Origin of the sequence: Haladaptatus halobius (assembly GCF_020618475.1) — an archaeon.
Lineage (GTDB): Archaea > Halobacteriota > Halobacteria > Halobacteriales > Haladaptataceae > Haladaptatus > Haladaptatus halobius.
The window spans coordinates 1,261,100-1,283,944 of the sequence record NZ_CP085335.1 but is presented as its reverse complement, the minus strand read 5'-3'; the positions used below and the strand labels follow the sequence as shown (position 1 = coordinate 1,283,944).

Below are 22,845 nucleotides of genomic sequence, written 5' to 3'. Positions count from 1 at the left end.
CACGGTTAGAGGAAACCTGCCCACTCCGTGAACACGAACGCGCCGAACAGGAGGAAGACAAGCGCGGCGACGAGTTCCACGTACTCCGTCGGCACCCAACGCTTGAACCGCTCGCCGACGAGCGCGTCCACGCCGGTTCGGAGTCCGAGGGCCGTCACGACGCCGACGAAGACCGACGCCCGAGCGTGCGGGAACGTTGCTGCGAGGTCGATGGTCAGCAGTTGCGTCTTGTCGCCGAACTCGGCGAATGCGATGAAGACGAAGCTCGTCAGGACGCCGCCGTATGCGCCCATCTGAGTCAGCACGCTATTAGGAAGCAGACGACCGGAGAGCCCCACGTCGATTCCACCGCCTGTCACGAGCGGGCTTTCGTTCGGCTCGGCCCGGAACCGTCGGGACGCGCTCTGGAGCGTCAACAGGCCGAAGACGACGAACAGACCGCCGGTCGTCGCCGCGATGGCGCCGCCCGGGAGGACGGTGACTATCCAACCTCCCACTGCCACCTCGACGAGGCTCCAAAGCGAGAAAGCGACCATCGACCCGAGAAACACCTTCTTCGCGTCGTAGCGGGATGCCAGCGTGACGACGACGAGCTGCCCTTTGTCGCCGAAGGTGGCGAGTGTGTTGGCGAGAAACGACACCAATAGCGGACCGTACTCGGCGTACCGCTCGATGACGGACTGGAAACCGGCCGCCGCGGGAGTCGGTGCACCCACCATCTACGCTACTTCTTCGGCGACCGCCCGAACTCGAATCGACCGGGCGACGCTCTCGGGAAGGCTCTGTTCGTCGGCGTCGATGGCGACGGTCACCATGCCGAAGGGGGCCACGTCCACGATTTCGAGTTCCGTGCCGGGCGTGATTCCCGCGTCGGAGAGATAGCGCAGTTCCTCCTCGTCGCGGTCGCTGACGCGCGCGACGACGACCGTTTGACCCACCTCGTGTTCGCTGAGGCGCGTCGTGTCGTCCTCCTCGATGGGCGTGAGGTCGGCGTCCGGAATCGGATCACCGTGCGGGTCGACCGTCGGGTTCCCCAGCGCTTCGGCGACGCGGCGCTCGAACTCCTCGCTGATGTGGTGTTCGAGGCGGTCGGCCTCGTCGTGTACCTCACTCCACGAGAAGTCCAGATGCTCGGTCAAATACGACTCCAGCAGGCGGTGGTGGCGGAGCACTTCGAGTGCGACCGTCTCGCCCTCTTCGGTGAGTTCGACGCCCTTGTACTTCTCCCGGTGGAGCAGGCCGCGGTCGGCCAGTTTCTCGACCATGCTGGTGACCGTCGGTGGCGTCACGCCGAGGTATTCGGCGATCTCGGAGGTCGCCACCGGCTCCTCGCTTTCCTTCTGGAGCGTGTAGATGGCCTTCAGGTAGTCCTCCATCACGTCGCTCAACATCACTGGTTCGATTTAGATGCTTCTAAACCTTCAATTTGTCGTGTGCTCGGTGGCGCGTTTTGGAGGTGTGAAGGTAGTTAGCAGGAATCGAGATGGTTTCCGATGCCGTCTCGAACGAGGCTGATTGTGTAATAGAACCGGTTGGTTAGCCCGCTGTCGAGGATTTCTAATCGCAACGCTCCTCGCAGATTCGGTCGATGATTCGTCCCGTCGAGAGCAGTTCCTCGGCGTCCTCGGGGTCGAGCGGCGAGGCACGTCTGACTTTGCAATCGATCCCGCGCCGGTCGAGTTCGGCTTCGATGGACGCGTCGTCGTGGTGTTGGTCGTATCCCAGCGCGATGATATCCGGGTCGAGGTCTTCGATGGGCACGAAGATATCCTTGTGGTGGCCGACGCGTGCGTGATCGACCACCTCCAGCGCGCCGACCATGTCCCGGCGCTGGCGGTTTGGTAGGATGGGCGGTTGTTTGTGCGTCACGTTCTCCCGGCGAGCGATGATGACCGACAGTCGGTCGCCCATCGCCGCCGCGTCACGGAGATAGTGGACGTGGCCGGGGTGGAGGATGTCGAAGGTCCCCTGCGCGAGTACGTGTATCACTGCTCTCTCAACTCCTCGTCGATGTCCGCCTGCGTGAAATCGAAGAACGATTCCGCGTCGGGAAGCTCGACATCGAGCACGTCGAGCGTCCGCGGGTCGCCGTTCCGGTCGAACGCCTTCCAACTGTCCCGGTCGTAGGGCGCGCCGATAATGATGTGTACGTCGCCTTGCCCGAACGTGGCCAAGTCGGCGTCGCTCGGTCGGAGCACCCCGTTCGGGTGCGAGTGAACCGACCCGACCGCGCGCATGTCGTTGGGCACGGTGCTCGTTTTCACAGTCGCACTCACGCTGTTCGACTCGGTGCCGGGCATGACGAGCACGTCGGTGATGACGGTTCCTTCGCGGTTGAGTCCGAGTCGACTCGCGGACTCGCCGCGGAGAAATCCCATGTACTCATTCGGATGGGTGTCGCGGGAGGCTTCGAGCGCGAACTCCAGCGTTTCCGCCGCGATGCCCAAAATCTCGTTCGAGCGGAACAGCCGCATACCACACACTCCGATTCCCCGCGTTCTAAACGTTGCGAACGCGCCGGATACCGAATCCCGTCGCTACCGGATATAATTTTAAGCGATTCCGCGTGAGCGGCCGCAAGTTGCAAAGCGTTAAAAATAGCGCCCCCGAAAGATGGGACAAGATGACTACCTCCGATACCGGTTCCGTCGACGGAACCGACGATTCCGTCGTGTACGAACTCGCGGCGGACTGTACACTCTCCGATATCTCCGAGGGCGAACGATACCACGCCGTCGTCAACGGCGTCGTCGATTACGGCGTGTTCGTCGATTTATCCGACTCCGTATCCGGTCTCGTGCACGAATCTAACCTCTCCCGCGAACACGACGTGGGTGACGACCTCGTTGTCGAACTGCTCGAAGTGCGGGAGAACGGCGACCTGAGTTTCACTCCGGTCGAGACCGACGACTACAAGACCGTCACCGTCGCTCACGAGTACAAAGTCGCCGAGACGGGTGCGCTCGCCGAGCAGGTCGGCGAAACCGTCCATCTCGAAGGCGAAGTCGTCCAGATCAAACAGACCGGCGGCCCGACCATCTTCCACGTCAGCGATGACACCGGCGTCGTTCCGTGCGCCGCGTTCGAGGAAGCGGGCGTGCGCGCGCACCCCGACATCGACATCGGCGACATTGTCCACCTCGTCGGCGCAGTCGAGGAGCGTGACGGCTCGCTTCAGGTCGAAGTCACCTCCCTCGACGCGCTGACGGGCGAGGAGGAGACGGTCGTTCGTGACCGAATCGAGAGCGCGCTCGACGAGCGCGCTGAACCGCACGACACCGAACCGCTCGTGGAGTGGCCCGCGCTCGAACAGCTGTTCCCCGACCTACGCGAGATCGCCAAACAGCTCCGGCGAACCGTGCTCGAAAGTCGCCCGATTCGCGTCCGCCACCACGCCGACGGCGATGGGATGTGCGCCAGCATCCCAGTGGAACTCGCGCTGAAACGCTTCATCGAGGAGACCCACCAAGACCCCGACGCGAAGCGCCACCTGTTCAAGCGCCTGCCGAGCAAGGCACCCTTCTACGAGATGGAAGACGTGACGCGCGACCTGAACTTCGCGCTCGAAGATCAAGCCCGCCACGGCCAGAAGCTTCCCCTCTTGCTCATGCTCGATAACGGGAGCACGGAAGAGGACGTGCCAGCTTACGAGAATCTGGCGCACTACGACATTCCGATTCTCGTCGTCGACCACCACCATCCCGACCCCGAAGCGGTCGAACCGTACACCAACGGGCACGTCAACCCGTACCTCTACGACGAGGATTACCGCATCACAACCGGGATGATGTGCGTCGAACTCGCCCGAATGATATCACCGGACATGACCGACGAACTCCGGCACGTTCCCGCGGTTGCCGGCATCTCCGACCGTTCGAAGGCTAACGCGATGACGGACTACGTCGAACTGGCCGAGTCCGAGGGGTACGACGAAGAGTTCCTCACGGACGTCGGCGAAGCCCTCGACTACGAGGCGTTCTGGCTGAAGTACGATCCTGGACGGAACCTCATCAACGACGTACTCAACGTCGGCTGTGACGACGAGGAACGCCACCGCGAACTCGTCTCGTTCCTCGCCGAGCGCGCCACCGCGGACACTGACCAACAACTCGACGCCGCGATGCCCCACGTCAAACACGAGCGACTGGCGAGCGAAGCGCACCTCTACCGGGTCGACGTGGAGAATCACGCCTACCGCTTTACCTATCCGCCACCGGGGAAGACGACCGGCGAGATTCACGACCGGAAAGTGCAGGAGACGGGTGAACCAGTCATCACCATCGGCTACGGACCGGATTTCGCCGTCCTCCGAAGCGACGGCGTCCGCCTCGACATCCCGGAGATGGTCTCAGAACTCAACGACGAGATCGTCGGCGGCGGTGTCAACGGCGGTGGTCACCTCGTCGTCGGGAGCATCAAGTTCGTTCAAGGGATGCGTGAACAGGTGCTCGACGCCCTCGTGGAGAAGATGGCGGACGCGGAACTCGACGAAGACCTCCAGAGCACGACCATCGGTCATCAGCGTACGGAAGACTAACTGAACTCTACCTCCCTCTTCGCGAGCAGATCGCACCAGCGACGCCCACCGCGACGAATCCGCAGCGACCGATCAGGATACGTCGCCCGCCCTCCTTCCAGTCGACTCTGAACACCTTTGCGTAGTACGCTCCCGCCTCCGCTCCGTGGAGAACCAGAGCGACTTCCGGATTTTCCCGAGCGGAGTGGTTGTTCCAGTTGAGACTGCCGACGACGACGTGTCGCTCGTCCACGACGACACCCTTTGCGTGTATCTTTTCGTATCCTCGTGGTTCCGCCAACTTCGCCTTCAGCGGGAATCCCTCGGCGTCGGCGCGCTCGTTCAGCCAGCGCACGATTTTCCGGTTGTCCTCGCGGGCGTACCACGCACCGCTGAGCAGAACGCGGACTACGACGCCGCGACGAGCCGCGGCGAGAGTCGCGCGGACGAACGGCTGCTGCGGACTGCCGACCGCCATCTACTGGACGAAGATCGACTCGTTCGCGGAGCGCAGGAGGGCGACGACGCCCCAACCGCGACTCGAACATCCGCCCGTTCCCCCGGTTTCCAGTTTTCCGTGAGCACCATCGCTCGATCGTCGACGACGGTGTACTTCGCGTGGTGGAAGGCGTAGCGTGCTCGCTCTCCGCCGATAACTTCGACGGAGACACCGCGCTCGGCGAGCGTGTCGAGGACGCTCGCCTCGCGCCGCGAGATTCCACCGACCGGAGCGTCGTCCACGAGTACGCGAACCGCGACACCTCGGTTCGCGGCGGCGACGAGGGTGCGAGCGACCCGGCGAGAGGTGAACGAGTAACCGGCAAGAAGGATGCGGTCGTCCGCCGACCGGAGCGTTTCGACCGGAACGGAAGGGTTGTCGGGCAGAACGAACGCGCGGGCCTTCGCGGCGTCGGTGCGGACGATAGGTCGCTCGGTGGCTCCCAAGGGTCGCCATTCGCTACCGTTCGGTCGCCACCGTTCGCCTTCCAGCGCGTCGCTGTACGCGACCGAGTCGACCGTCTCGGTTCGATGACTTCCAGTTCCGTTTCGACACAGGTCGACTGTTTCGCCACCGTTCGACAGCGAGAGACCGTCTATCGAAAGTGCGCGAAGCGACATGAGATTATCGGTCAGGTTCGGTGCTGTAGAGGATGCGATTTGCCCCGAAACGGCTTCGTTCGGGAGTTCGACCGCGTTTTCGTCGTCCGACAGCGTCCACTCCGTGAGGTTCGTCCGGCGGGGAAACGACACGACGACAAACTCCCCGGCGTCTTCGTCCGCGACCGGGTTCGAATATACCTCGACGGTTTCGGGCGGCGGAGTCGTCGCTACGGTCGCCGTTGCGGTCGCTGCGGGAGCGGGGAAGAGAGACGCAAACATTACGACGGCGGCGAGTACGACTCTGGCCATCACGAGGCGGAGTGGTTCCGGTTTCCGATATAAACGTTCGGAACGGTGGATTTTTGTCAGCGACGTTCGCTCTCTCGGTATGGTCTCGATTCCGATCGCGCTCGAACTGGCCGGGTACGCGCTGGGGGCACTCGGTGCGGTGCTCGTCTTCTTCGAGTTCTTTCAGGTTCCGGATTACATCGAGTACGACCCGGATTACAACGATTACACTATCGATATTTCGCCGATGGAGGTGACAGAACACACGTGGATCGGTCGCGTCGGTGCGTTTCTCGTCGCGCTCGCGTTCGCGCTCGAATTTCTGGCGGTTCTCCTCGCTCAGAGTCTCGGGTGAACGATCTCCCGACAGTCTGGGCATTCGGCGAACTGCGCGCGACCGTTTTCCGTCTCGTATTCGATGAGAAGATAGCCACTCGGGATGTCGTTCCCGCAGTTCGGGCACACGCCGAGTCGAGCAGGTTCGGTCGCCATTTGCCTTTCGGCTGAAAATGATCGCTTAGTAATCTTTGTTATTGACCGATTATAGAACGGTAATGACTCCTTACCGGCCGACTACAGCGCCTTTTTGGCCTCGCTCTGGACGAGGAAGGCACGGTCGTCGGCGTAGCCGCGCACCGCGTCGAGCGCGCGGTCCGTTCCGATCTGGTTCAACGCCCACGCGGCGCTCGCGCGGACAGAGTCGGACTCGTCGTTTTCGAGCGTGTCCGCGAGGGGGTCGATGGCGCGCGTGTCGCCGATGCGACCGAGCGAGCGGGCGGCGTGACTGCGAACGTCCGCGTCGTCCGCGACGAGCTGATCCGCGATCTCCTGCGTCACTTCGTCGCTTCCTATCTCGCCGAGGGCCTTGATGACGGTCTTGGCCATGCCGGGGTCGGCGTCGACGTAATCGACGATGGTGTCGATGGCCTCGTCGCTCCCGATTTTGCCGAGGATGCGGATGGCATCCTTGTCGCGGCGATTCGCGCGTTGGAGCATTGGTTCGAGTGCCTCCTCGTTGCCCATCCGTTCGAGGGCGTCGAGGCAGTGACGCTCCATGAAGTTCGACTGAAGCGAATCGAGCGCGAGGAGCACCATGTCCGCGCGGCCTTTCTTCTCCCAGACCTTGAGCGCGTGCCACTCCGGCGGATAATCCTTCCGGTGGTCGAGCACCTCGAAGAAACCTTCGGCTTCGAGTTGGTCGCGCGTTTCGAGGTCGCTCCACTCCTCGGCGTCGTCGATGCCATGCTTCAGCTCCTCGGTCGCCGCGACTAGCGCCTCGATGGTGTCCGCGTCCTCGTCCGGATCGAGATCCGCGTCGCCGACCGCTGCGGCCGAGTTTTCGAGCACTTCGGTGAGGTCGTCCGAGTTTCGGGAGAGCGTGACGCCGAAATCGATGTCGAGGATGTCCTGCACCGTTTCGGCGAACGATTCGACGACTTCGACGAGTTCGCCGCTTCCCTCGGTAGTCCAGCGGGTGTCCCGAACGGTTGATTCGGCGTCCTCGATATCGCTGATGACGTCCGCGGCGTACGGTCCGCGCTGTTCTTCGAGCTCGTCGCGGAGGTCGGAGAGTCGCGTCTCCAGTTCCTCGCGCGGGTCTTCCTCGTCCTCGTCCTCCGGTTCGGGGATGTCGGCGCTCTCTAACAGCCCTTCAATTTTGTCGAGTTCCGCTTCGACCACGTCGAGGTCGGTCTCCGTCTCGGCGGCTTCGAGTTCCGATTCCGTATTATCGAGTTGTTCCTTCACGGTGTCCGCGCCGACGGGTTCCGCCTCCGTTTCGCTCTCTTCGGCGTCTTGGGCCTGCTCCTCTTCGGCGTCTTGGGCCTGCTCCTCTTCGGTTTCCTCGGACTCCGAGTCGGAGTCCGATGTCTCCTCTTCAGTTTCCGTGGCTTGCTCTTCCTCGGTCTCGTCGGCTTGCTCCTCTTCGGTTTCCGTCTCCTCGGTCTGTTCTTCCTCGGTCTCCGCCCCGTCTACGTCTTCGTCGCTCATGCGTCCACCCCCGGGAAAGCCGTTGCTCTCATATGCCGAAAAATCGGGGCGTGTCCATCAAGAGCGTTTCCCTTCTGTCGTCTGCGCGGTCTTCCCGTCCGTCGTCCGCCAGTAAAACTGCGGCGAGAGCACGAGATACGCCAGCCCCAGCGTCAACAGGGCGTAGGGAAACGCTCGCCCCCGAAAATCCGGCACGAGCACCGCGAGCGAGTGAACGATTCCCATGATGACCGCGTCGCGGGCCAGCAGATCGGGGTACGTGACGGTCGACACCATCAATCCCGCGAGGACGAACGTGAGCACGACGAGGACGAACGGGTCGGTGAAGCCCGCGAGCACTCCGGCGCTCATGATGACCGATGCGAGCGTCGTCGGAACCCCCTCGGTCACGTCGTCGTCGGTGTCGTAGGCCGTGTACAGCCCCAATCTGACGATAGCCATCGCGACGAACAGCGCGCCGCCGGCCAGCGCCACTGCGACGCGGAGCGCGTCGGCTCCCCAGGCTTCGCGCACGACCGCGACGACCAGCATCGCCGGAGCGACCGAGAACGAGGCCACGTCGGCCAGCGAATCCAGATACGGCCCCGCCGCCGAACTTCCGACGTGACGGGCCAGCACGCCGTCGAGTCCGTCCGCCACCGCGGCCAGCAGGATGAGGCGCGCCGCCAGTTCAGGGTTCGCGGTCGCCACTGCAACTGCCAGAAAGCCGAGCGCGGCGTTCGAGGCTGTCACCGCGTCGGCCAGCGACAGCCGACCCACGAACCGGGGTTTCATACACGGCGAGTAGTGTGAGCGCGCTTGATACGTCTTTTGAAAGCACGCTCGGCGACGGAAGAGATACCCCAGTGACGCTTACCGCTCGGCGATATCTCGAATTCGGTCGAAGGCCTCGCACTCGCGCTCGCCCCCGCACGTGCGAGCCACGTCCTCGAAGTAGTCCAGTCGCGCCTGAAGTTCGTCGGCGTCGTAGTCGTCCACGCCGAGACGGGAAGCGGCCACCGTCGCCTCCACGACCGCCGCGAATCCGCGGTTGATGGTCGGAACCACCTCCTGCACGATTCCCGAATCGGCCGGCTTCAGCACCCACTCCTCCCATCGTGTTTCGCCCGATTCCCCCGAATCGACTCGTTCGACTTCGACCTCGACCCACGCGTCGGCGGAGTCAAGCACCGGTTCCGACGCCTCCAGAATCGAGAGCGCGGCGTCCACGAAATCGACGGGGTCGCGGGTGAACTGGACGACTCCGCCGCCCGTTCGGTGAAAGTTCCGCCGCGTCCGGGTGTTACCCCACGTTCTAGCCGTCACGGGGTCGCCCGCGTGGAGGCCCAACGCCGCCGCGTTCCACAGGTCGTTCGGACCGAGCGTCGTGACGACCGACTCGGTCACGCCCCGGAGTTCGACCGGCCAGTCGGTCACGGCGAGACGCCTCGCTCCAGCGCGACGAACAACCCTCCGGCGATGATGTCGGCGGTCGTTCCGGGGTTGACGCCGTCCTCGACCAACGACTCCGCGAATGCGTGGATGAGCTCCGGCCCGTCCCGAAGCGCCTCCTGTGCGCGAACCCGGACGCTCTCCGCGACCTCCTTCCCGTGTTGTTTCGCCACGAAGGTGTCCGGTTCGCGGGCTAGCAGTTCGAGGTACACCTGCGCGCCGCGACCCGAAAGCGGCCCCTCCAGCTCTGCGATTCGCTCGCCGGCCCAGAACGTCCGTTCGAACCCGTTCGTCCACTCGCGGGCGATGTCGTCCTCGTCCGCCCCGAGTTCCATCACGTCGAAGAGGGTGAGTTCGCCCTCCCTGATGGCCGAAATCGCGTCGGTTCCCCGCCGAACGTCGAACTCGTCCGCACCGTCGGGTGGGTCGTCGACGTACACGTCGACGTGCTCGAACGCCCGGTAGAACCCCTCGGAATCCTCGACCGTCGTGGATTCGACGACCTCGGCGACGGCGTCGGGAGTAGGCTCGCCCGCCGTCACGAGCGGAACTAGCAGGCAAAGCGCCCCGAACTGCGTGTTGCCGCCCGACTGTTGGCTCATCCCCGCGACGGCTTCTTCGAACGCCTCGCCGACCGGCGCGCCGTTTTCTGCCGAACGAAGCCCTGTCCCGGCACCGACTGCTCCGGCGAGGAAGTGTTCGAACCGTAGATTTGGGAAATCACGCTCGCGGTCGACGTTGCCCGGTTTCGGCGTTCCCGCGACCTCCAGCAACAGCGCGAGTTCCGCGTTTTCTGCGGGCGTCATGCGACTACCTCCGTGAACCATTCGTCGGTTGCGCGGCGAACCCGTGAAAGGATTTCGGGACGATCACTGGGTCGCCCGACGCTCACCGCATCCGCGCCGTAGTCGAGGTACTCCGCGACCGTCTCCCCGCCTCGAACGCCGTTGTTTGCGACGAGGAAGCAGTCGGTCGCCTCCGCAACCTCGGCGACCACGTGCTCCGAATCCATCGCGTCTACGTGGACGACTTCCGCGCCCGCGTCCGCGATCTGCCGAGCGACTTCCGGGAGATCGACGCCGGACACCTCGGTTCGAACTTTGACGCCGACCGTAGCGCCCGTCTCGGCTGCCGCTCGAACCTGTTCGCAGAGTCGGTCGGGATTCCGGAGGAGCGACTGCCCCGTGCCCGCCGAACACATCTCATCCTGTCGGCAGTGGGCGTTCACCTCCAAAATCGCGTCGTACGCTCGGCACACCTCCGCGGCGGCGCGAATCGGCGGTAGCGTCGCGGAGCGCACGTTGAACCCCGGACGAATCGAGGCATCGGAGAGCGCGGCCAGTTGGTCGTCCACGAACGCGACGGGGTCGTCCGGCAGGAACTCCTCCCGGTCGCGGGCGACCATCACCTTCGCCGCCTCGCGCGTTTCTTCGTCCAGCGCGACACCGCCCAGAAACACCGCCCCGACGTGCTCCGCGCCCGCCAGCGCCCACTCGGCGTCGGACTCGCCGCTGAGACTCGCCAGCGCGACTCGCGGCTCGAACATCAGACCACCTCCAGCGCGCGTTTCGCCGCGCGATCGACGCGTTCCGCGTCCGCGGCGTCGTTCATCTCCGTGTCCGTCCTGACGACCGGACGGTCGAGGTCGGTTCCGTCCTCGTCGTCCAGCACGAAGGCGTCCGCAAAGGGGTACGCCTCCGCCACGCCCGCGGTGCTCGGGTCGTAGCCCACCGCCTCCATCAGCTTCGCCGCCGGGCCGGAGAAGACGCGGTCTTCCACGAAGGGTGAAACCGCGACCACGGTGGTCGATTCCAGCGCCTCGCGAAGTTCGTCGATGGCGAGCATCGGCCCGATGCTCGTCACCGGATTCGACGGGCCGATGACAACCGACTCGCCCGCGATCGCGTCGAGCGCGGCGGGCGATGGGTCGGCTTCGCTCGCGTCCCTGAACTCCACGTCCGCGACTTCGGGGTCGCCGCCGCGCGCGACCCAGAACTCCTGAAAGTGCATCTCACCGCCCGGCGTGCGGACGATGCTCGCAACAGGGTCGTCGCTCATCGGAACCACGTCGACCGGGGAGTCGAAGGCGTCGGCGAGAATCCGGGTTGTCTCGGTGAGCGAGTGGCCTTCGTCCAGCAGGCCCGTCCGCGTGACGTGAACCGCCCGGTCGCGGTCGCCCAGAAGCATGAACTCCGCGACGCCGGAAAATCGCCGCCAGCGAGCGATGGGTCGCCCGTCGGTCTGGTACTCGTCGGGGAGGTAGCGCGGGCCGCCCGAGAGACCCGCCGACTCGGCGAGTCGGTGGAGTTCGTCGTGTGTCTCGGTCGAGTCGTCGGCGATTCCCCACCACGTCTCGCGGTTCAGCACGTCGCCCTGTTGGAACAGCACGGTGTCAATGTCGGGACAGACGAGCAGGCCTCCCAGTTCCACGTCGTCGCCCGTGTTCCCGACGACGGTCGTCTCGGCGGGCGAGAATACCGAGCGCGCGCCGTCCAGAAGCTTGGGGGTGCCCGTCCCCCCGGAGAGAAACGTTACCATATTTCCGATTCTGCCGACCAGCGTCATAAACCCTCGTCCTTCGGTTTTTATACCACGACGACCGAAACACGTCACAATGAAGACCATCAAGGACAGCGTTCACGACCACATCGACGTGGTCGGCGTCACGCGGGACTTGCTCGACACTCCCGCAGTCCAGCGACTTCGCCACATCACACAACTCGGCACGGCTCGCCTCGTCTATCCCTCCGCGAACCACACCCGATTCGAACACAGCCTCGGCGTCTACCACCTCGCGTGCGGAGCCCTCGACAGCCTCGGCATCGAGGGCGTACAGGCCGAACGCGTCCGCGCCGCCGCCATCCTGCACGACGTCGGCCACTCCCCCTACAGCCACACCATCGAGGACCTCATCCACCGCCACACGGGCAAGTATCACGACGACGTGCACGACCTCCTCACCGAGTCGGAGGTCGGCGACGTGCTCCGGGCGCACGATTTAGACCCCGACACCGTCGCAGGACTCATCGCGGGCGAAGGGGAACTCGGGCAGGTCGTTTCCGGTGAACTCGACGTGGACAGGATGGACTACCTCGTCCGCGACGCCCACCACACGGGCGTTCCCTACGGCACCATCGACCACGAGCGCCTCGTCCGCGAGCTGACCTTCCTCGACGGTGAACTGGTGCTCGCGGAGGGGAACGTCCAGACCGCGGAGAGCCTGCTCGTCGCTCGCGCGCTGATGAACCCGACGGTCTACAACCACCACGTCACGCGCATCAGCAAGTCGATGCTCCAGCGCGCGAGCGAACGACTCCTCGACGCCCCGGACGTCGACGCTGAGAAGTTGCGCCGGATGGACGACCACGACCTGCTCGTCGCGCTCCGGACGAACCCGGACACCGCCGAATTCGCGCGCCGCCTCTCCGACCGCGACCTCTACAAGCGCGCCGTCTGGGCGGAGATGGCGGACGTACCCGACGACGTTATTGACGCTGACCACGAGACCGTGCGCGACCACGAAGCCGACATCGCCGAGAGCGCGGGGGTGGACTCGGAGTCGGTCATCCTCGACGTTCCGGGTCGCCCGCAGATGACCGAGTCATCGTCGCGCGTCATCGTCAACGGCGAAGTCCGACCGCTCGCCCAACAGTCGACGCTCGTCAGAGCTCTCCAGCGAGTCCAGCGCGACCAGTGGCGATTGGGCGTCTACGCGCCGGCGGACGAGACGGAGCAGGTCGGACTCGCGGCGGAGCGCGTGCTCGGACTCGCCACCGATGGGACGCTCGTCAGCGACGTTCGAACCGGCGTCAGGACGACGTTGGACGACTTCGAGTAGCTACCCCGCTCCCGAACTGCGACGGGGAGTTTAAGACCCGGTACTGACAACTCCCACGCATGCTCGTGGAGGGTACGATACTGCGCGGCCCGAACTTCGACCCCGTCGAAGGTCGCGTGGTGGTCGAAGACGGTACGATAACGGCTATCGAAGAGGAGTCCGTCTCGTCGTCGGACGTAATCCTCCCTGCGTTCGTCAACGCCCACACGCACATCGGCGACTCCATCGCAAAAGAGGCGGGTGCGGGCCTCTCGCTCGAAGAACTCGTCGCACCTCCGGACGGACTGAAACACCGACTGCTCCGCGACGCGACCCGAGCGGAGAAGGTCGAAGCGATGCGCCGGTCGGTGCGGTTCATGCAGCGGACGGGGACGGCGTCGTTTCTCGAATTCCGCGAAGGCGGCGTCGAGGGCGTCTTCGCGCTACGGGAGGCGGTCAAAGGACTCGATATCGACCCGGTCATCCTCGGGCGCGAGTCGGTCGAAGCGATGGAGGCCGGGGACGGATTCGGGGCGAGCGGCGCGAACGACGCGGATTTCGGGCACGAACGCAACGCAACCGCTCGGGCGGGAAAGCTGTTCGGCATCCACGCGGGGGAGGTCGATTCCAGCGACATCAACCCAGCGCTCGACCTCTCGCCGAACTTCCTCGTCCACGTCGTCCACCCGGAACCGCTCCACCTCGACCGAATCGAGGACAGCGAGATTCCCGTCGCGGTCTGCCCGCGTTCGAATCTCGTCACCGACGTCGGTCTACCGCCGATTCGGGAATTGCTCGACAGAACGACGGTCGCGCTCGGGACGGACAACGTGATGTTGAACAGTCCGTCGATGTTTCGGGAGATGGAGTTCGTGGCGAAACTGACCAAAGCGTCCTCGCGGGAGGTGCTCCGGATGGCGACACGGAACGGCGCACAGATCGCGGGACTGAACTGCGGCGTCGTCGAACCGGGTCGGGACGCGAAACTGCTCGTCCTTGACGGCGATTCGGACAACCTCGTCGGAAGTCGGAACGTAATCCGCGCGATCGTCCGCCGCGCAGGTGCGACCGACGTGAAGGACGTACTGCTGTAGAGGCTCCTCGGCGACTTCGGTTCGAAGGTCAAAGATACCAAACAAGTTAAGACAACACGAACCGTGCTATTCGGTAACGTATCCATGTACGACCGAATTCTCGTGCCGACCGACGGCTCGGCGGAGACCGCGCGCGTAGTCGAACACGCCGCCGAACTGGCCGAGGCGCACGGGGCGGAACTGCACGCGATCTACGTCGTCAACTCGGCGACGTTCGCCAGCCTCCCAATGGAAACGTCGTGGGAGGGAATCAACGACATGCTTCAGGAGGAAGGCGAATCCGCGCTCGAAGACGTGCGTCGCGTCGCAGACCGCTACGACGTGTCGCTCACGACCCATCTCGTGGAAGGGCCGCCGAACCGGGAGATCGTTCGATACGCGGAACAGGGCGGTTTCGACCTCATCGTGATGGGTACCCACGGACGCGGCGGCATCGACCGCCTCCTGCTCGGAAGCGTCGCGGAGCGCGTCGTCCGCGCCTCCACCGTTCCGGTGCTCACCGTTCGAGTCGGCACGGACGAGAACTCGCCGAAAACCGAGGCGAGCGAAGGGGCGAAGGGGAGCAGTTAGACGGAGCGGGCGGGGCGGGAGTGCTCAGACGGGACGGAGGTGTTCGCAGTCGCCCGCGTGAACGCGGACTTCTCCGTCGTCGGTCTCCACGACGAGCGCGCCGGGCGGCACGACGTCGACCGCTTTTCCGACCACTTCTCCGTCCCGCGTTTCGACCCTGACTCGTTGTCCGAGCGTCGCCGCGTTTTCGCGCCATGCCGGAAGCACCTCGTCGGTGTCTGCGCGAAGCGCATCGAACTCTTCCAGCAGGCGTTGGACGAAGATTCGGCGATTGACGCTCCCTGCCGACTCCTGCACGCTCGTCGCATCCTCGGGGAGCGACGCTCCAGGGACGTTGACGTTCACGCCGATTCCGACGACGACCCACGAGACGCGGTCCGCTTCGCCTTCCATCTCGGTGAGGACCCCCGCGAGTTTCTCTTTCCCCACGAGAACGTCGTTCGGCCACTTGATTTCCGCCGGGACGCCCGCCTCCCGTGCCGCCCGCGTCACGGCGACCGCGGCGGCGAGCGTCAGCAGCGGGGCGTGCGCCGGCGGCAGGTTCGGTCGGAGGACGAGGCTCGTCCAGACGCCGCCGGACGGGCCGACCCACTCGCGGTCGAGGCGGCCTCGACCCCCGACCTGCTCGTCGGCCAGCACGACCACGTCTTCCGCTCCGTCCGCCGCGAGTTCCCGCGCTCGGTCGTTCGTGCTCTCGATAGATTCGTGGTACTCGACCTCGAAGGGAGCGTCGAGTCCGTACTCGACCGTGGGGCCGAACTCCGGAATCTCGCTGAGGACGTAGCCCGTGTTGGCGGTCTCGATTTCGAACCCCGCCTCGCGGAGCGCTTCGACGTGCTTCCAGACCGCGTTTCGGGACACGTCGAGACGGTTTGCGAGTTCCGGGCCGGATATCGGGCCGTCGGCGAGGGCGTCCAAGACGGCCCGGCGCGTGTCGTTCATGTTCCGCGATAGGGCGAGTTACGACAAAAATCGTGCGTTTGGCGGCGACGAAAAACGATGGCGGACCCCGACGGCGAGAAAACGCGGAGCCGTGGCCGATACCGGCGCGTAGCTCCCGATATCCGAAGGTGATGCTGAAAGGTGATTCGGGCGCACTCGGGAGAGTACCGACGAGCGACCACAACATTATCTCCGTTGCCCACCACGTTAGAGTATGGCAGACACGAAAAAAGGCCGGAACAAGCGAGCCCACGACGCGGAGAAGCGTCAGCGGGAGCGGGAACTCGACGAAGCGCGCGAACGCGCCGACGAAGCCGAACCGCCACGCGACGATTCGGACGGGGTTGGTGGGGTTCGACGCGAGGAAGACGAAAATCCGGACTCTCCTAGCCGATGTCACCGTCGCGGTTGCGACGAGCCGGCGGTGTTTGCCGTCCTCGAACGATATCAAGAGGAAACGGGACAGGGTGCCGTCGAGGCGAAAGCTCTCTTGTGTCGGGAGCACACCGCCGAAGAGCATCCCGCGAATCTCGACGGGGTCTACGCGGAATACGTTTTTCGCGTCGAGCCGCTTTCGGAGACGGTTACCGGTGACGGGGCCTGAACGAGCCGGAACGGTGAAAATTTAGTTCCCTTCTCAGTCCACGACGACGAGCACGTCGCCCATATCGACGCTCTCGCCCTCGCTGACCGCGACCTGCGTGACCGTGCCGCCCCGCGAGGCGACCACGTCGTTTTCCATCTTCATCGCTTCGAGGACGCAGACCACGTCGCCGGGCTGAATCTCGTCACCTTCCTCGACCCTCACGTCGAGGATGGTTCCCTGCATCTCGGCGGAGACCGTCTCGCCCTCGGCGTCCACGACGGTTTCGCCGTTGCCGCCGCTTCCGCCCGCCGGTTTGGGCTTCTGGCCGCCCGAGTTGGCGTTCGCGGGAACCGTCGCCGCCTCGCCGCGCTCTTCGAGGTTGACCTCGAACCGCTTCCCGTTGACCTCGACCGTGAACTCGCGTTCGACGGGTTCCTCGTCGTCGCTCGACGCTTCGGTCGAACCCCACTTCTCTTGGGCCTCTGCGACCCGCTCCTCGTCGAGATGTTCGTCCAAGTATTTCGTCGTGTGTTCGCCGGAGACGAACGCCTCGTCTTCGAGCATCACCCGGTGGAAGGGGATGATGGTGACGACGCCCTCGATGTCGTACTCCGCCAACGCGCGACGACCGCGAGTGAGACACTCCTCGCGGTTCGAACCGTGGACGATGAGTTTCGCTATCATCGAGTCGTAATCCGTCACGAGGTCGTCGCCCTGCCGGAGCGCGTCGTCGAGGCGAACGCCGATACCCCCCGGCGGGTCGTACACGTCGAGCGTGCCGCCGCGGGCGGGCGCGAAGTCCTCCGCCGCATTCTCGGCGTTGATGCGGAACTCCATCGCGTGGCCCTCCAGTTCCACGTCGTCCTGCGCGAAGTCGAGTTCCTCGCCCTCCGCGACTTGAATCTGCCACTTCACGATGTCGATACCCGTCAACTCCTCGGTGACGCAGTGTTCGACCTGGATGCGGGTGTTCACTTCGAGGAAGAAGAACTCACCGTCCTCCACTAGGAACTCCACGGTTCCGGCGTTGACGTACTCGGACGCCTTCACGCCCTGCCGCGCCGCTTCTCCGATCTCTTCCCGGAGCGCGTCCGAGAGCGCGGGCGACGGTCCTTCCTCGATAACCTTCTGGTGACGGCGCTGAAGTGAACAGTCGCGCTCGCCGAGATGGCGGACGTTACCGTGCTGGTCGGCGATGATCTGCACCTCGATGTGGCGCGGTCGTTCGAGGTAGCGTTCGAGGTAGACCGAGTCGTTGTCGAAGTACGCCTCCCCCTCGCGCCGTGCGGATTCGAATTGCTCTTCGACCTCGTCTTCCGTGCGGACGACTTTCATTCCGCGCCCCCCGCCGCCGCCCTCGGCTTTGATGGCGATGGGATAGCCGTGCTCTTCGCCGAACTCGTGTACCTCCTCGGGGTCGGTGACGGGGTCGGTCGTCCCCGGAACGATGGGTACGTCGGCCCCTCGCATCACCTTGCGGGCCTTCGTCTTCTCGCCGAGTTGCTCCATCGAGTCGCTGGTCGGTCCAATCCACGTCACGCTGTCCGCGGCTTCGACCTTCGCGGCGAAATCGGCGTTCTCCGCGAGGAAGCCGTAGCCGGGGTGGATGGCGTCCGCGCCGGCTTTCTCCGCGGCGTCGACGATGGCCTCCTGGTCGAGGTACGAGTCGGCCGCCCGCGCCGGGCCGACGTTGTACGCTTCGTCGGCGTAGCGGACGTGGCCGGCGTTTCGGTCGGCGTCGCTGTAGACGGCGACGGTGTCGATTCCGAGTTCCTCGCAGGCGCGCATCACGCGAACCGCGATCTCCCCGCGATTGGCGACGAGAACCTTGTCGAACATTCTTGCGAGAGAGTATTCGGGTGGGTTACCTCATTCTGTCGGTTCTTATCTCGTAGTCGTGGCTGTCAACGAGCCACTGAAGCCGGGTTGACAGGAGTGAGCGACCGCACCGGCGCAGGTCGTTACGGACGAAGAGTCGTTACGGACAAAACCGTGTCCGTGAACGCTCCGAAATAACCCATCGTGGCGACCGCAGAACGTACGTTTTATAACCGTCACCGAATAAGAGCGTCGTACGACTATGCCGAGCTCGCACGGACCGTACCACAGCACCCGCGAAAAGTTGTCGAACAACCCTCGAGACCGCGGCACTTCGCCGCCACAGCGCGCCGTCCAGCAGTTCGAGACCGGACAGAAAGTCCACCTCAAACTCGACCCGAGCGTCCGCGACGGTCGCTTCCACCCGCGCTTCGACGGTCGAACCGGCGAAGTCGAGGATCGGCAGGGCAAAGCCTACAAAGTCGTCATCAACGACGGCGGCAAGGACAAGACCCTCATCGTCAAGCCCGCACACCTCCGCGCGCAGGAGTAACCCCATGACCATCTTCAAGGAAAAGCTCGGCGAGGAGTATCTCACCACCGCGGAGGCGAAAGAACTGCTCGCGGACATCGAGTACGAACGCGCGATGGACGAGACCCGCGAGATGCCGTATAACCTATCGCGCGCCATCGAACACGTCAATCGGTTCGCGGTACTCGACGCCGAGGAGTCACAGGAACTGGTGGAGGAACTGCTCGAACTGGATAAGGTGGACGAGCCGACGGCGTTCAAGATCACCGACCTCCTGCCGAAAGACCGCGACGAACTCCGGGCTATCTACGCGCAGGAGCGGTTCACCCTCTCCGGTGACGAACTGGACGAGATACTGAACGTCGTGGCGAAGTACGAGTAACCTGACCGACTCTTTAAGTTACTCGTCGCCGTATCACGGGGCAATGAGTGAATCCGAGAGTGGCCGCGAAGCGGTGGCCGTGGTGCTCGACTTTCTGCCGCACGGCAGGGCGGACGACGACCGTCCTCGGTACCAGAAGGAGCCGCTCGCGTACGCACTGACCGAGTCCGACTTTCGCCTGCTAAAACTCACGCTCGAACAGGATGGGAGTATCGGAATCGGCGACAGCGTCACCGTCGAACCGCCGGAAGACCGCGAGGGTATCGAGAACGTGCACGAGATCGAGTATGGCGACCTCTCGGCGGCCGCGCAGTCGGAGCTCGAACACGCCGTGGTGGATATCGTCGAGAGGGACGAACGGCGCTTCGTGGACTTCTACAACGACGCACAGCCCATCACCCTCCGACTCCACCAGTTGAATCTGCTCCCGGGTATCGGGAAGAAACTGCGGAACAACGTGCTCGAAGCGCGAAAGCGTCAACCGTTCGAGAGCTTCGAGGACCTCGAAGACCGCGTCGCCGGGCTTCACAACCCGGAGGACGTGCTGGTCGAACGGATTATCGAAGAGATTCGGGCGGACGATCTGAAGTATCGGACGTTCGCCCGACGCGAGTAGCGCTTTCAGTTCGATTCGTTCTTCCGGTCGTCGCTTTCCAAATGTTCGCGCGCGAACTCCGAGAGCGATTCCCATCCCGTCTTCTCGCCGAGTCGTTCGATAGCCTCCCCGACGGTCTCCTCGACACCGAGTGATTCCTCCGAGCCTTCGACCGGCGTGATTCGTTCGTCTTCGGGGTGCGCTCTACCCCTGAACGTCGAACGCTTCTCCGGATCGTAGAAGACGGGATGGCCTTCGCCCATCACACCCACGTACTCGGCGCGATTGTACTCGTCGTGGTCGATGTTCCACGTCACGTATTCGGGGGTAACCGGATCTCGTCGACCCATCTCTTATCCTCCCTTCGTCCCGACCGTTCGGTCGTTAACTTAGTAAGGATGGCGGCCGGTTCCGACCGCGACTCGGTGGGTTTACGCCGGTCGCTCCGTTACACCGCAACAACGATGGGACGCGCGCCACGAGAGGAACACGGCACGAGAGACCCCGACGCCCTCATCCGACGGGCCGGCGTTCGGGGCGACCCGAACCGCGACCAGCACTTCCTCGTGGACGACCGAGTCGTCGACCGCATACCGGGGTACGCCGAGGAGATGGATCTCTCGCACGTCCTCGAAATCGGGGGCGGGCCGGGCGTGCTGACCGACCGCCTGCTCGCGGTCGCCGACCGCGTGACGGTGGTCGAGCACGACTCGAAGTTCGCCGAGTTCCTGCGACGGGAGTTCCGAGAGGAGTGCGATGCGGAGCGACTGACGGTCGTGGAGGGCGACGCCTTGGATATCGAACTGCCCGATTTCACCGCCTGCGTCGCCAACCTCCCGTACGGCATCTCCAGCGAAATCGCGTTTCGTCTGCTCCCGCGCGGGAAACCGATGGTATTGATGTTCCAGCAGGAGTTCGCCGAGCGCATGGCCGCCGAGGTCGGGAGCGACGACTATGGCCGACTCTCCGTGACGGCCCAACACTACGCCGACGTGGAAGTCGTAGAGCGCGTCCCGCGCGAGGCGTTCGCGCCCCAACCGGAGGTGTCAAGCGCCATCGTCCGCACGACCCCGCGAAAACCGGACTACGAGGTGGACGACGAGGCGTTCTTCCTCGACTTCGTGAAGGCCGTCTTCACGCAGCGTCGGAAGACGATTCGAAACGCGATTCGCAACACGGCCCACATCTCTGGACTGGACGACCCCGACGCGGTGGTCGACGCGCTCGAAGTCCCCGACTCCGACGCGCTCGAAGACGATATCCTTCGGAAGCGCGCCGGGAAGGTCGCTCCCGCGCAGTTCGCCGCGATGGCGCAGATAGCGAACGAGCACGGACGGGGTGGTGGCTGATGACACAGTGGGTCAAGCAGATCGGCAACCTCACCATGCTCGACGTGCGGTTGTTCATCACGGCGTTCGTCGTCATCGCCGTCGGCGCGGGTCTCTTCCTCGCGTGGCGGTTGCGGCCGGGGTTGCAGGAAAAGATGCCGGACGCACTAGCGAACATCATCGTGGTCGGTTCCGTCACCGTGTTTCTCGCGCTTGCAGGCGTGACGGTGCTGTTTCTCTGGGAAGTGGTCGACACGGCGATCATCTTCGCCGTCGATTGGGAGAAGTGGTTGAACGACTTGCTGAGGAAGTGGACCGGCATCAAGGTCGCTTTGACCGTCGCGACGCTCGCCGTCGCGTACGTCATCGCGGGCGTAACCCGCCAAGCCATCGAGGGCATGACGCGGCGACACGATACCCTCTCTCAGCACCAGAGTCAGATGATGATTCGCGTCGCGCAGCTTTCCGTGTACGTCGTCGGGTTCGCGGCCGTGCTCAGCGTCTGGGAAGTAAACCTCACCGGCCTGCTCGTCGGCGCGGGGTTCCTCGGCATCGTCGTCGGGATGGCCGCCCGCCAGACGCTCGGGTCGGTGCTGGCGGGGTTCATGCTGATGTTCGCCCGCCCGTTCGAGATCGGCGACTGGGTGGAGATCGAAGACCGGGAAGGAATCGTGACGGACATCTCCATCGTCAATACGCGAATCCAGACGTTCGACGGCGAGTTCGTGATGATCCCGAATGACGTGGTCGGCGGGAGCACCATCATCAACCGAAGTCGGAAAGGTCGCCTGCGACTGGAGGTCGACGTGGGCGTCGATTACGAGACGGACGTCGAGCGGGCCAGCGAGCTAGCGAAGGAGGCGACGAAGGAACCGGATGACGTGCTGTCGGTGCCGTCGCCGGAGGTCGTGACGAAGGAATTCGCCGACTCCGCCGTTCTGCTCGGCCTGCGATTCTGGATAGACAAGCCCAGCGCGCGCCGAAAGTGGCGCGCGCGGACGGAGGTCATCAGGGCGGTCAAGACGGTGTTCGACCGCGAGGGAGTCAAGATTCCCTACCCCCAGCGCGAACTCTCGGGGCGCGAGGAGACCGGCGGCTTTCGGGTCGCCGGACGGAACCGGCGCGAACTCGGTGCGACGGCCGACGGCGGAGAAGAGACCGACGAGTCACGAACGTCCGGCGGAGACGACGGTGACGACGGAAACGACGGAGACGACCGACCATGACGGATCTCGCGGAGCGACGCGGCGTCGAAACGGCGGTGTACCAGCCGGCGGAGGACTCGCACTTGCTCGCCGAGGTGGTGGCGGGGGAGATTTACGCGGACGAACTCGTGCTCGAAGTCGGGACGGGGTCGGGTTACGTGGCGGAGCACGTCGCCGACGAAACGGCGGCCCGAGTGCTCGGGTCGGACGTGAATCCTCACGCCTGCGAGCGTGCGCGCGAGCGCGGCGTCGAGGCGGTTCGAGCGAACTTGGTCGCGCCCTTCCAGGACGCCGTCTTCGACGCCGTGTTGTTCAACCCGCCGTACCTGCCGACCGACCCGGACGTGGAGCGCGACGATTGGATGGAGTGCGCGCTCTCGGGCGGCGAATCGGGCCGGGAGGTCATCGACCCGTTCCTCGATTCGGTCGGACGAGTGCTCGCGCCGGACGGCAGGGTCTTCATCCTCGTCAGTAGCCTTTCGGGCGTGGAGGAAGTCGTCGCGCGAGCGAGCGAGAACGGGTTTGGTGCGGTCGCGCTCCGGGATGAGTCGTTCCCCTTCGAGACGCTGTCAGTGCTGATGCTGGTTCGTTGATTACTAGAGATAATTTTCTGGGATGGAAAATATTAAACACCGGCATACCATACGGTCG

The 22,845-nt window shown here is 64.4% G+C and carries 28 protein-coding genes; 12 read left to right on the top strand and 16 right to left on the bottom strand.

Annotated elements, in window-relative coordinates:
* Positions 1-5: 5 nt before the first annotated feature.
* The 4 genes from LIW51_RS07205 to LIW51_RS07190 all read right to left on the bottom strand — a co-directional run bounded on the left by LIW51_RS07205 (position 6) and on the right by LIW51_RS07190 (position 2,474).
* The gene (locus LIW51_RS07205; RefSeq protein WP_227376524.1) at positions 6-719 is read right to left on the bottom strand and encodes a TMEM165/GDT1 family protein; all 714 of its coding nucleotides are present in this window, start codon (positions 717-719) and stop codon (positions 6-8) included.
* Positions 720-1,391: a metal-dependent transcriptional regulator gene (locus LIW51_RS07200; RefSeq protein WP_227376523.1), complete on the bottom strand. Its 672-nt coding sequence runs from the start codon at positions 1,389-1,391 to the stop codon at positions 720-722.
* Positions 1,392-1,557: 166 nt separating this feature from the next.
* Entirely contained in the window at positions 1,558-1,989 is a 432-nt protein-coding gene (locus tag LIW51_RS07195; protein ID WP_227376522.1) for an FAD synthase family protein, read from the bottom strand.
* On the bottom strand, positions 1,986-2,474 hold the full coding sequence (locus LIW51_RS07190; RefSeq protein WP_227376521.1) for a Mov34/MPN/PAD-1 family protein: 489 nt from the start codon (positions 2,472-2,474) through the stop codon (positions 1,986-1,988). The genes LIW51_RS07195 and LIW51_RS07190 overlap by 4 nt, the downstream gene beginning before the upstream one ends.
* Positions 2,475-2,623: 149 nt before the next feature.
* On the opposite strand from LIW51_RS07190, the gene han reads away from it, so the two are divergent.
* Positions 2,624-4,537 (top strand): Hef-associated nuclease, encoded by a 1,914-nt coding sequence (gene han / locus LIW51_RS07185; RefSeq protein WP_227376520.1) that lies wholly within the window; start codon positions 2,624-2,626, stop codon positions 4,535-4,537.
* A 7-nt stretch (positions 4,538-4,544) separates the two neighbouring features.
* Here han and LIW51_RS07180 read toward each other — a convergent pair whose 3' ends face one another.
* A complete protein-coding gene (locus LIW51_RS07180) occupies positions 4,545-4,994 on the bottom strand; it encodes a phospholipase D-like domain-containing protein (protein WP_227376519.1) in 450 nt (149 codons plus the stop codon).
* Positions 4,925-5,926 (bottom strand): phospholipase D-like domain-containing protein, encoded by a 1,002-nt coding sequence (locus LIW51_RS07175; protein WP_227376518.1) that lies wholly within the window; start codon positions 5,924-5,926, stop codon positions 4,925-4,927. Before LIW51_RS07175 ends, LIW51_RS07180 begins: the two co-directional genes overlap by 70 nt.
* A 79-nt stretch (positions 5,927-6,005) precedes the next feature.
* Here LIW51_RS07175 and LIW51_RS07170 point away from each other — a divergent pair, with 79 nt between their 5' ends.
* Entirely contained in the window at positions 6,006-6,260 is a 255-nt protein-coding gene (locus LIW51_RS07170; RefSeq protein ID WP_227376517.1) for a hypothetical protein, read from the top strand.
* On the opposite strand, the gene LIW51_RS07165 is transcribed toward LIW51_RS07170, so the two are convergent.
* From LIW51_RS07165 to cofD, 7 genes are all read right to left on the bottom strand, one after another.
* Entirely contained in the window at positions 6,245-6,397 is a 153-nt protein-coding gene (locus LIW51_RS07165) for a DUF7837 family putative zinc-binding protein (protein ID WP_227376516.1), read from the bottom strand. The two genes, LIW51_RS07170 and LIW51_RS07165, sit on opposite strands and share 16 nt — an antisense overlap.
* A gap of 81 nt (positions 6,398-6,478) precedes the next feature.
* Complete coding sequence (locus LIW51_RS07160) at positions 6,479-7,894, bottom strand: HEAT repeat domain-containing protein (RefSeq protein WP_227376515.1); 1,416 nt, start codon at positions 7,892-7,894, stop codon at positions 6,479-6,481.
* A gap of 57 nt (positions 7,895-7,951) precedes the next feature.
* Positions 7,952-8,668, bottom strand: coding sequence for a protein sorting system archaetidylserine synthase (locus tag LIW51_RS07155; RefSeq protein WP_227376514.1), 717 nt, complete (start codon positions 8,666-8,668; stop codon positions 7,952-7,954).
* Positions 8,669-8,746: 78 nt separating this feature from the next.
* On the bottom strand, positions 8,747-9,310 hold the full coding sequence (locus LIW51_RS07150; protein ID WP_227376513.1) for a DUF447 domain-containing protein: 564 nt from the start codon (positions 9,308-9,310) through the stop codon (positions 8,747-8,749).
* Positions 9,307-10,131: a triphosphoribosyl-dephospho-CoA synthase gene (locus tag LIW51_RS07145; protein WP_227376512.1), complete on the bottom strand. Its 825-nt coding sequence runs from the start codon at positions 10,129-10,131 to the stop codon at positions 9,307-9,309. Before LIW51_RS07145 ends, LIW51_RS07150 begins: the two co-directional genes overlap by 4 nt.
* Positions 10,128-10,871, bottom strand: a complete 744-nt coding sequence (locus tag LIW51_RS07140) for a tRNA-dihydrouridine synthase (protein WP_227376511.1) — start codon at positions 10,869-10,871, stop codon at positions 10,128-10,130. Before LIW51_RS07140 ends, LIW51_RS07145 begins: the two co-directional genes overlap by 4 nt.
* Positions 10,871-11,863 carry a 2-phospho-L-lactate transferase gene (cofD, locus tag LIW51_RS07135; RefSeq protein WP_227376510.1) on the bottom strand — a complete coding sequence of 331 codons (993 nt, stop codon included), beginning with the start codon at positions 11,861-11,863 and terminating at the stop codon, positions 10,871-10,873. Before cofD ends, LIW51_RS07140 begins: the two co-directional genes overlap by 1 nt.
* Before the next feature lie 76 nt (positions 11,864-11,939).
* Between cofD and LIW51_RS07130 the strand changes: the two genes are divergently transcribed.
* The 3 genes from LIW51_RS07130 (at position 11,940) to LIW51_RS07120 (ending at position 14,806) form a co-directional block, all read left to right on the top strand.
* Positions 11,940-13,163: an HD domain-containing protein gene (locus LIW51_RS07130; RefSeq protein WP_227376509.1), complete on the top strand. Its 1,224-nt coding sequence runs from the start codon at positions 11,940-11,942 to the stop codon at positions 13,161-13,163.
* Positions 13,164-13,222: 59 nt separating this feature from the next.
* Positions 13,223-14,236 (top strand): amidohydrolase family protein, encoded by a 1,014-nt coding sequence (locus tag LIW51_RS07125; protein ID WP_227376508.1) that lies wholly within the window; start codon positions 13,223-13,225, stop codon positions 14,234-14,236.
* 84 nt (positions 14,237-14,320) lie between these two features.
* Positions 14,321-14,806, top strand: coding sequence for a universal stress protein (locus tag LIW51_RS07120; protein WP_227376507.1), 486 nt, complete (start codon positions 14,321-14,323; stop codon positions 14,804-14,806).
* A 24-nt stretch (positions 14,807-14,830) separates the two neighbouring features.
* Here LIW51_RS07120 and LIW51_RS07115 read toward each other — a convergent pair whose 3' ends face one another.
* A complete protein-coding gene (locus LIW51_RS07115; protein WP_227376506.1) occupies positions 14,831-15,748 on the bottom strand; it encodes a biotin--[acetyl-CoA-carboxylase] ligase in 918 nt (305 codons plus the stop codon).
* Between the two features lie 214 nt (positions 15,749-15,962).
* Between LIW51_RS07115 and LIW51_RS07110 the strand changes: the two genes are divergently transcribed.
* On the top strand, positions 15,963-16,352 hold the full coding sequence (locus LIW51_RS07110; protein ID WP_227376505.1) for a hypothetical protein: 390 nt from the start codon (positions 15,963-15,965) through the stop codon (positions 16,350-16,352).
* A 33-nt stretch (positions 16,353-16,385) separates the two neighbouring features.
* Here the strand turns inward: LIW51_RS07110 and LIW51_RS07105 are convergent, their stop codons facing one another.
* Complete coding sequence (locus LIW51_RS07105) at positions 16,386-18,173, bottom strand: acetyl-CoA carboxylase biotin carboxylase subunit (RefSeq protein ID WP_227376504.1); 1,788 nt, start codon at positions 18,171-18,173, stop codon at positions 16,386-16,388.
* 241 nt (positions 18,174-18,414) lie between these two features.
* Between LIW51_RS07105 and LIW51_RS07100 the strand changes: the two genes are divergently transcribed.
* Genes LIW51_RS07100 through LIW51_RS07090 form a run of 3 tightly spaced genes read left to right on the top strand, consistent with a single transcriptional unit; the run spans position 18,415 to position 19,682 of the window.
* The gene (locus tag LIW51_RS07100; protein ID WP_227376503.1) at positions 18,415-18,705 is read left to right on the top strand and encodes a 50S ribosomal protein L21e; all 291 of its coding nucleotides are present in this window, start codon (positions 18,415-18,417) and stop codon (positions 18,703-18,705) included.
* A 4-nt stretch (positions 18,706-18,709) separates the two neighbouring features.
* Positions 18,710-19,066: an RNA polymerase Rpb4 family protein gene (locus tag LIW51_RS07095; protein ID WP_227376502.1), complete on the top strand. Its 357-nt coding sequence runs from the start codon at positions 18,710-18,712 to the stop codon at positions 19,064-19,066.
* 43 nt (positions 19,067-19,109) lie between these two features.
* Positions 19,110-19,682 (top strand): DUF655 domain-containing protein, encoded by a 573-nt coding sequence (locus tag LIW51_RS07090; RefSeq protein ID WP_227376501.1) that lies wholly within the window; start codon positions 19,110-19,112, stop codon positions 19,680-19,682.
* 5 nt (positions 19,683-19,687) lie between these two features.
* On the opposite strand, the gene LIW51_RS07085 is transcribed toward LIW51_RS07090, so the two are convergent.
* Positions 19,688-20,011, bottom strand: coding sequence for a hypothetical protein (locus tag LIW51_RS07085; RefSeq protein ID WP_227376500.1), 324 nt, complete (start codon positions 20,009-20,011; stop codon positions 19,688-19,690).
* Between the two features lie 114 nt (positions 20,012-20,125).
* Between LIW51_RS07085 and LIW51_RS07080 the strand changes: the two genes are divergently transcribed.
* The 3 genes from LIW51_RS07080 to LIW51_RS07070 are packed head-to-tail and all read left to right on the top strand — an operon-like array spanning position 20,126 to position 22,787.
* On the top strand, positions 20,126-21,010 hold the full coding sequence (locus LIW51_RS07080; protein WP_227376499.1) for a 16S ribosomal RNA methyltransferase A: 885 nt from the start codon (positions 20,126-20,128) through the stop codon (positions 21,008-21,010).
* Positions 21,010-22,215 (top strand): mechanosensitive ion channel family protein, encoded by a 1,206-nt coding sequence (locus LIW51_RS07075; protein WP_227376498.1) that lies wholly within the window; start codon positions 21,010-21,012, stop codon positions 22,213-22,215. The genes LIW51_RS07080 and LIW51_RS07075 overlap by 1 nt, the downstream gene beginning before the upstream one ends.
* The gene (locus LIW51_RS07070) at positions 22,212-22,787 is read left to right on the top strand and encodes a HemK2/MTQ2 family protein methyltransferase (RefSeq protein ID WP_227376497.1); all 576 of its coding nucleotides are present in this window, start codon (positions 22,212-22,214) and stop codon (positions 22,785-22,787) included. Before LIW51_RS07075 ends, LIW51_RS07070 begins: the two co-directional genes overlap by 4 nt.
* Positions 22,788-22,845 lie beyond the last annotated feature (58 nt).

What these genes read in the sequence shown, in the direction of transcription:
- LIW51_RS07205 (WP_227376524.1), bottom strand. Translation starts at nt 719, where the DNA reads ATGGTGGGTGCACCGACTCCCGCGGCGGCCGGTTTCCAGTCCGTCATC.
- LIW51_RS07200 (WP_227376523.1), bottom strand. Translation starts at nt 1,391, where the DNA reads ATGTTGAGCGACGTGATGGAGGACTACCTGAAGGCCATCTACACGCTC.
- LIW51_RS07190 (WP_227376521.1), bottom strand. Translation starts at nt 2,474, where the DNA reads ATGCGGCTGTTCCGCTCGAACGAGATTTTGGGCATCGCGGCGGAAACG.
- han (WP_227376520.1), top strand. Translation starts at nt 2,624, where the DNA reads ATGACTACCTCCGATACCGGTTCCGTCGACGGAACCGACGATTCCGTC.
- LIW51_RS07180 (WP_227376519.1), bottom strand. Translation starts at nt 4,994, where the DNA reads ATGGCGGTCGGCAGTCCGCAGCAGCCGTTCGTCCGCGCGACTCTCGCC.
- LIW51_RS07175 (WP_227376518.1), bottom strand. Translation starts at nt 5,926, where the DNA reads ATGGCCAGAGTCGTACTCGCCGCCGTCGTAATGTTTGCGTCTCTCTTC.
- LIW51_RS07170 (WP_227376517.1), top strand. Translation starts at nt 6,006, where the DNA reads ATGGTCTCGATTCCGATCGCGCTCGAACTGGCCGGGTACGCGCTGGGG.
- LIW51_RS07165 (WP_227376516.1), bottom strand. Translation starts at nt 6,397, where the DNA reads ATGGCGACCGAACCTGCTCGACTCGGCGTGTGCCCGAACTGCGGGAAC.
- LIW51_RS07160 (WP_227376515.1), bottom strand. Translation starts at nt 7,894, where the DNA reads ATGAGCGACGAAGACGTAGACGGGGCGGAGACCGAGGAAGAACAGACC.
- LIW51_RS07155 (WP_227376514.1), bottom strand. Translation starts at nt 8,668, where the DNA reads ATGAAACCCCGGTTCGTGGGTCGGCTGTCGCTGGCCGACGCGGTGACA.
- LIW51_RS07145 (WP_227376512.1), bottom strand. Translation starts at nt 10,131, where the DNA reads ATGACGCCCGCAGAAAACGCGGAACTCGCGCTGTTGCTGGAGGTCGCG.
- LIW51_RS07140 (WP_227376511.1), bottom strand. Translation starts at nt 10,871, where the DNA reads ATGTTCGAGCCGCGAGTCGCGCTGGCGAGTCTCAGCGGCGAGTCCGAC.
- cofD (WP_227376510.1), bottom strand. Translation starts at nt 11,863, where the DNA reads ATGGTAACGTTTCTCTCCGGGGGGACGGGCACCCCCAAGCTTCTGGAC.
- LIW51_RS07130 (WP_227376509.1), top strand. Translation starts at nt 11,940, where the DNA reads ATGAAGACCATCAAGGACAGCGTTCACGACCACATCGACGTGGTCGGC.
- LIW51_RS07125 (WP_227376508.1), top strand. Translation starts at nt 13,223, where the DNA reads ATGCTCGTGGAGGGTACGATACTGCGCGGCCCGAACTTCGACCCCGTC.
- LIW51_RS07120 (WP_227376507.1), top strand. Translation starts at nt 14,321, where the DNA reads ATGTACGACCGAATTCTCGTGCCGACCGACGGCTCGGCGGAGACCGCG.
- LIW51_RS07115 (WP_227376506.1), bottom strand. Translation starts at nt 15,748, where the DNA reads ATGAACGACACGCGCCGGGCCGTCTTGGACGCCCTCGCCGACGGCCCG.
- LIW51_RS07110 (WP_227376505.1), top strand. Translation starts at nt 15,963, where the DNA reads ATGGCAGACACGAAAAAAGGCCGGAACAAGCGAGCCCACGACGCGGAG.
- LIW51_RS07105 (WP_227376504.1), bottom strand. Translation starts at nt 18,173, where the DNA reads ATGTTCGACAAGGTTCTCGTCGCCAATCGCGGGGAGATCGCGGTTCGC.
- LIW51_RS07100 (WP_227376503.1), top strand. Translation starts at nt 18,415, where the DNA reads ATGCCGAGCTCGCACGGACCGTACCACAGCACCCGCGAAAAGTTGTCG.
- LIW51_RS07095 (WP_227376502.1), top strand. Translation starts at nt 18,710, where the DNA reads ATGACCATCTTCAAGGAAAAGCTCGGCGAGGAGTATCTCACCACCGCG.
- LIW51_RS07090 (WP_227376501.1), top strand. Translation starts at nt 19,110, where the DNA reads ATGAGTGAATCCGAGAGTGGCCGCGAAGCGGTGGCCGTGGTGCTCGAC.
- LIW51_RS07085 (WP_227376500.1), bottom strand. Translation starts at nt 20,011, where the DNA reads ATGGGTCGACGAGATCCGGTTACCCCCGAATACGTGACGTGGAACATC.
- LIW51_RS07080 (WP_227376499.1), top strand. Translation starts at nt 20,126, where the DNA reads ATGGGACGCGCGCCACGAGAGGAACACGGCACGAGAGACCCCGACGCC.
- LIW51_RS07075 (WP_227376498.1), top strand. Translation starts at nt 21,010, where the DNA reads ATGACACAGTGGGTCAAGCAGATCGGCAACCTCACCATGCTCGACGTG.
- LIW51_RS07070 (WP_227376497.1), top strand. Translation starts at nt 22,212, where the DNA reads ATGACGGATCTCGCGGAGCGACGCGGCGTCGAAACGGCGGTGTACCAG.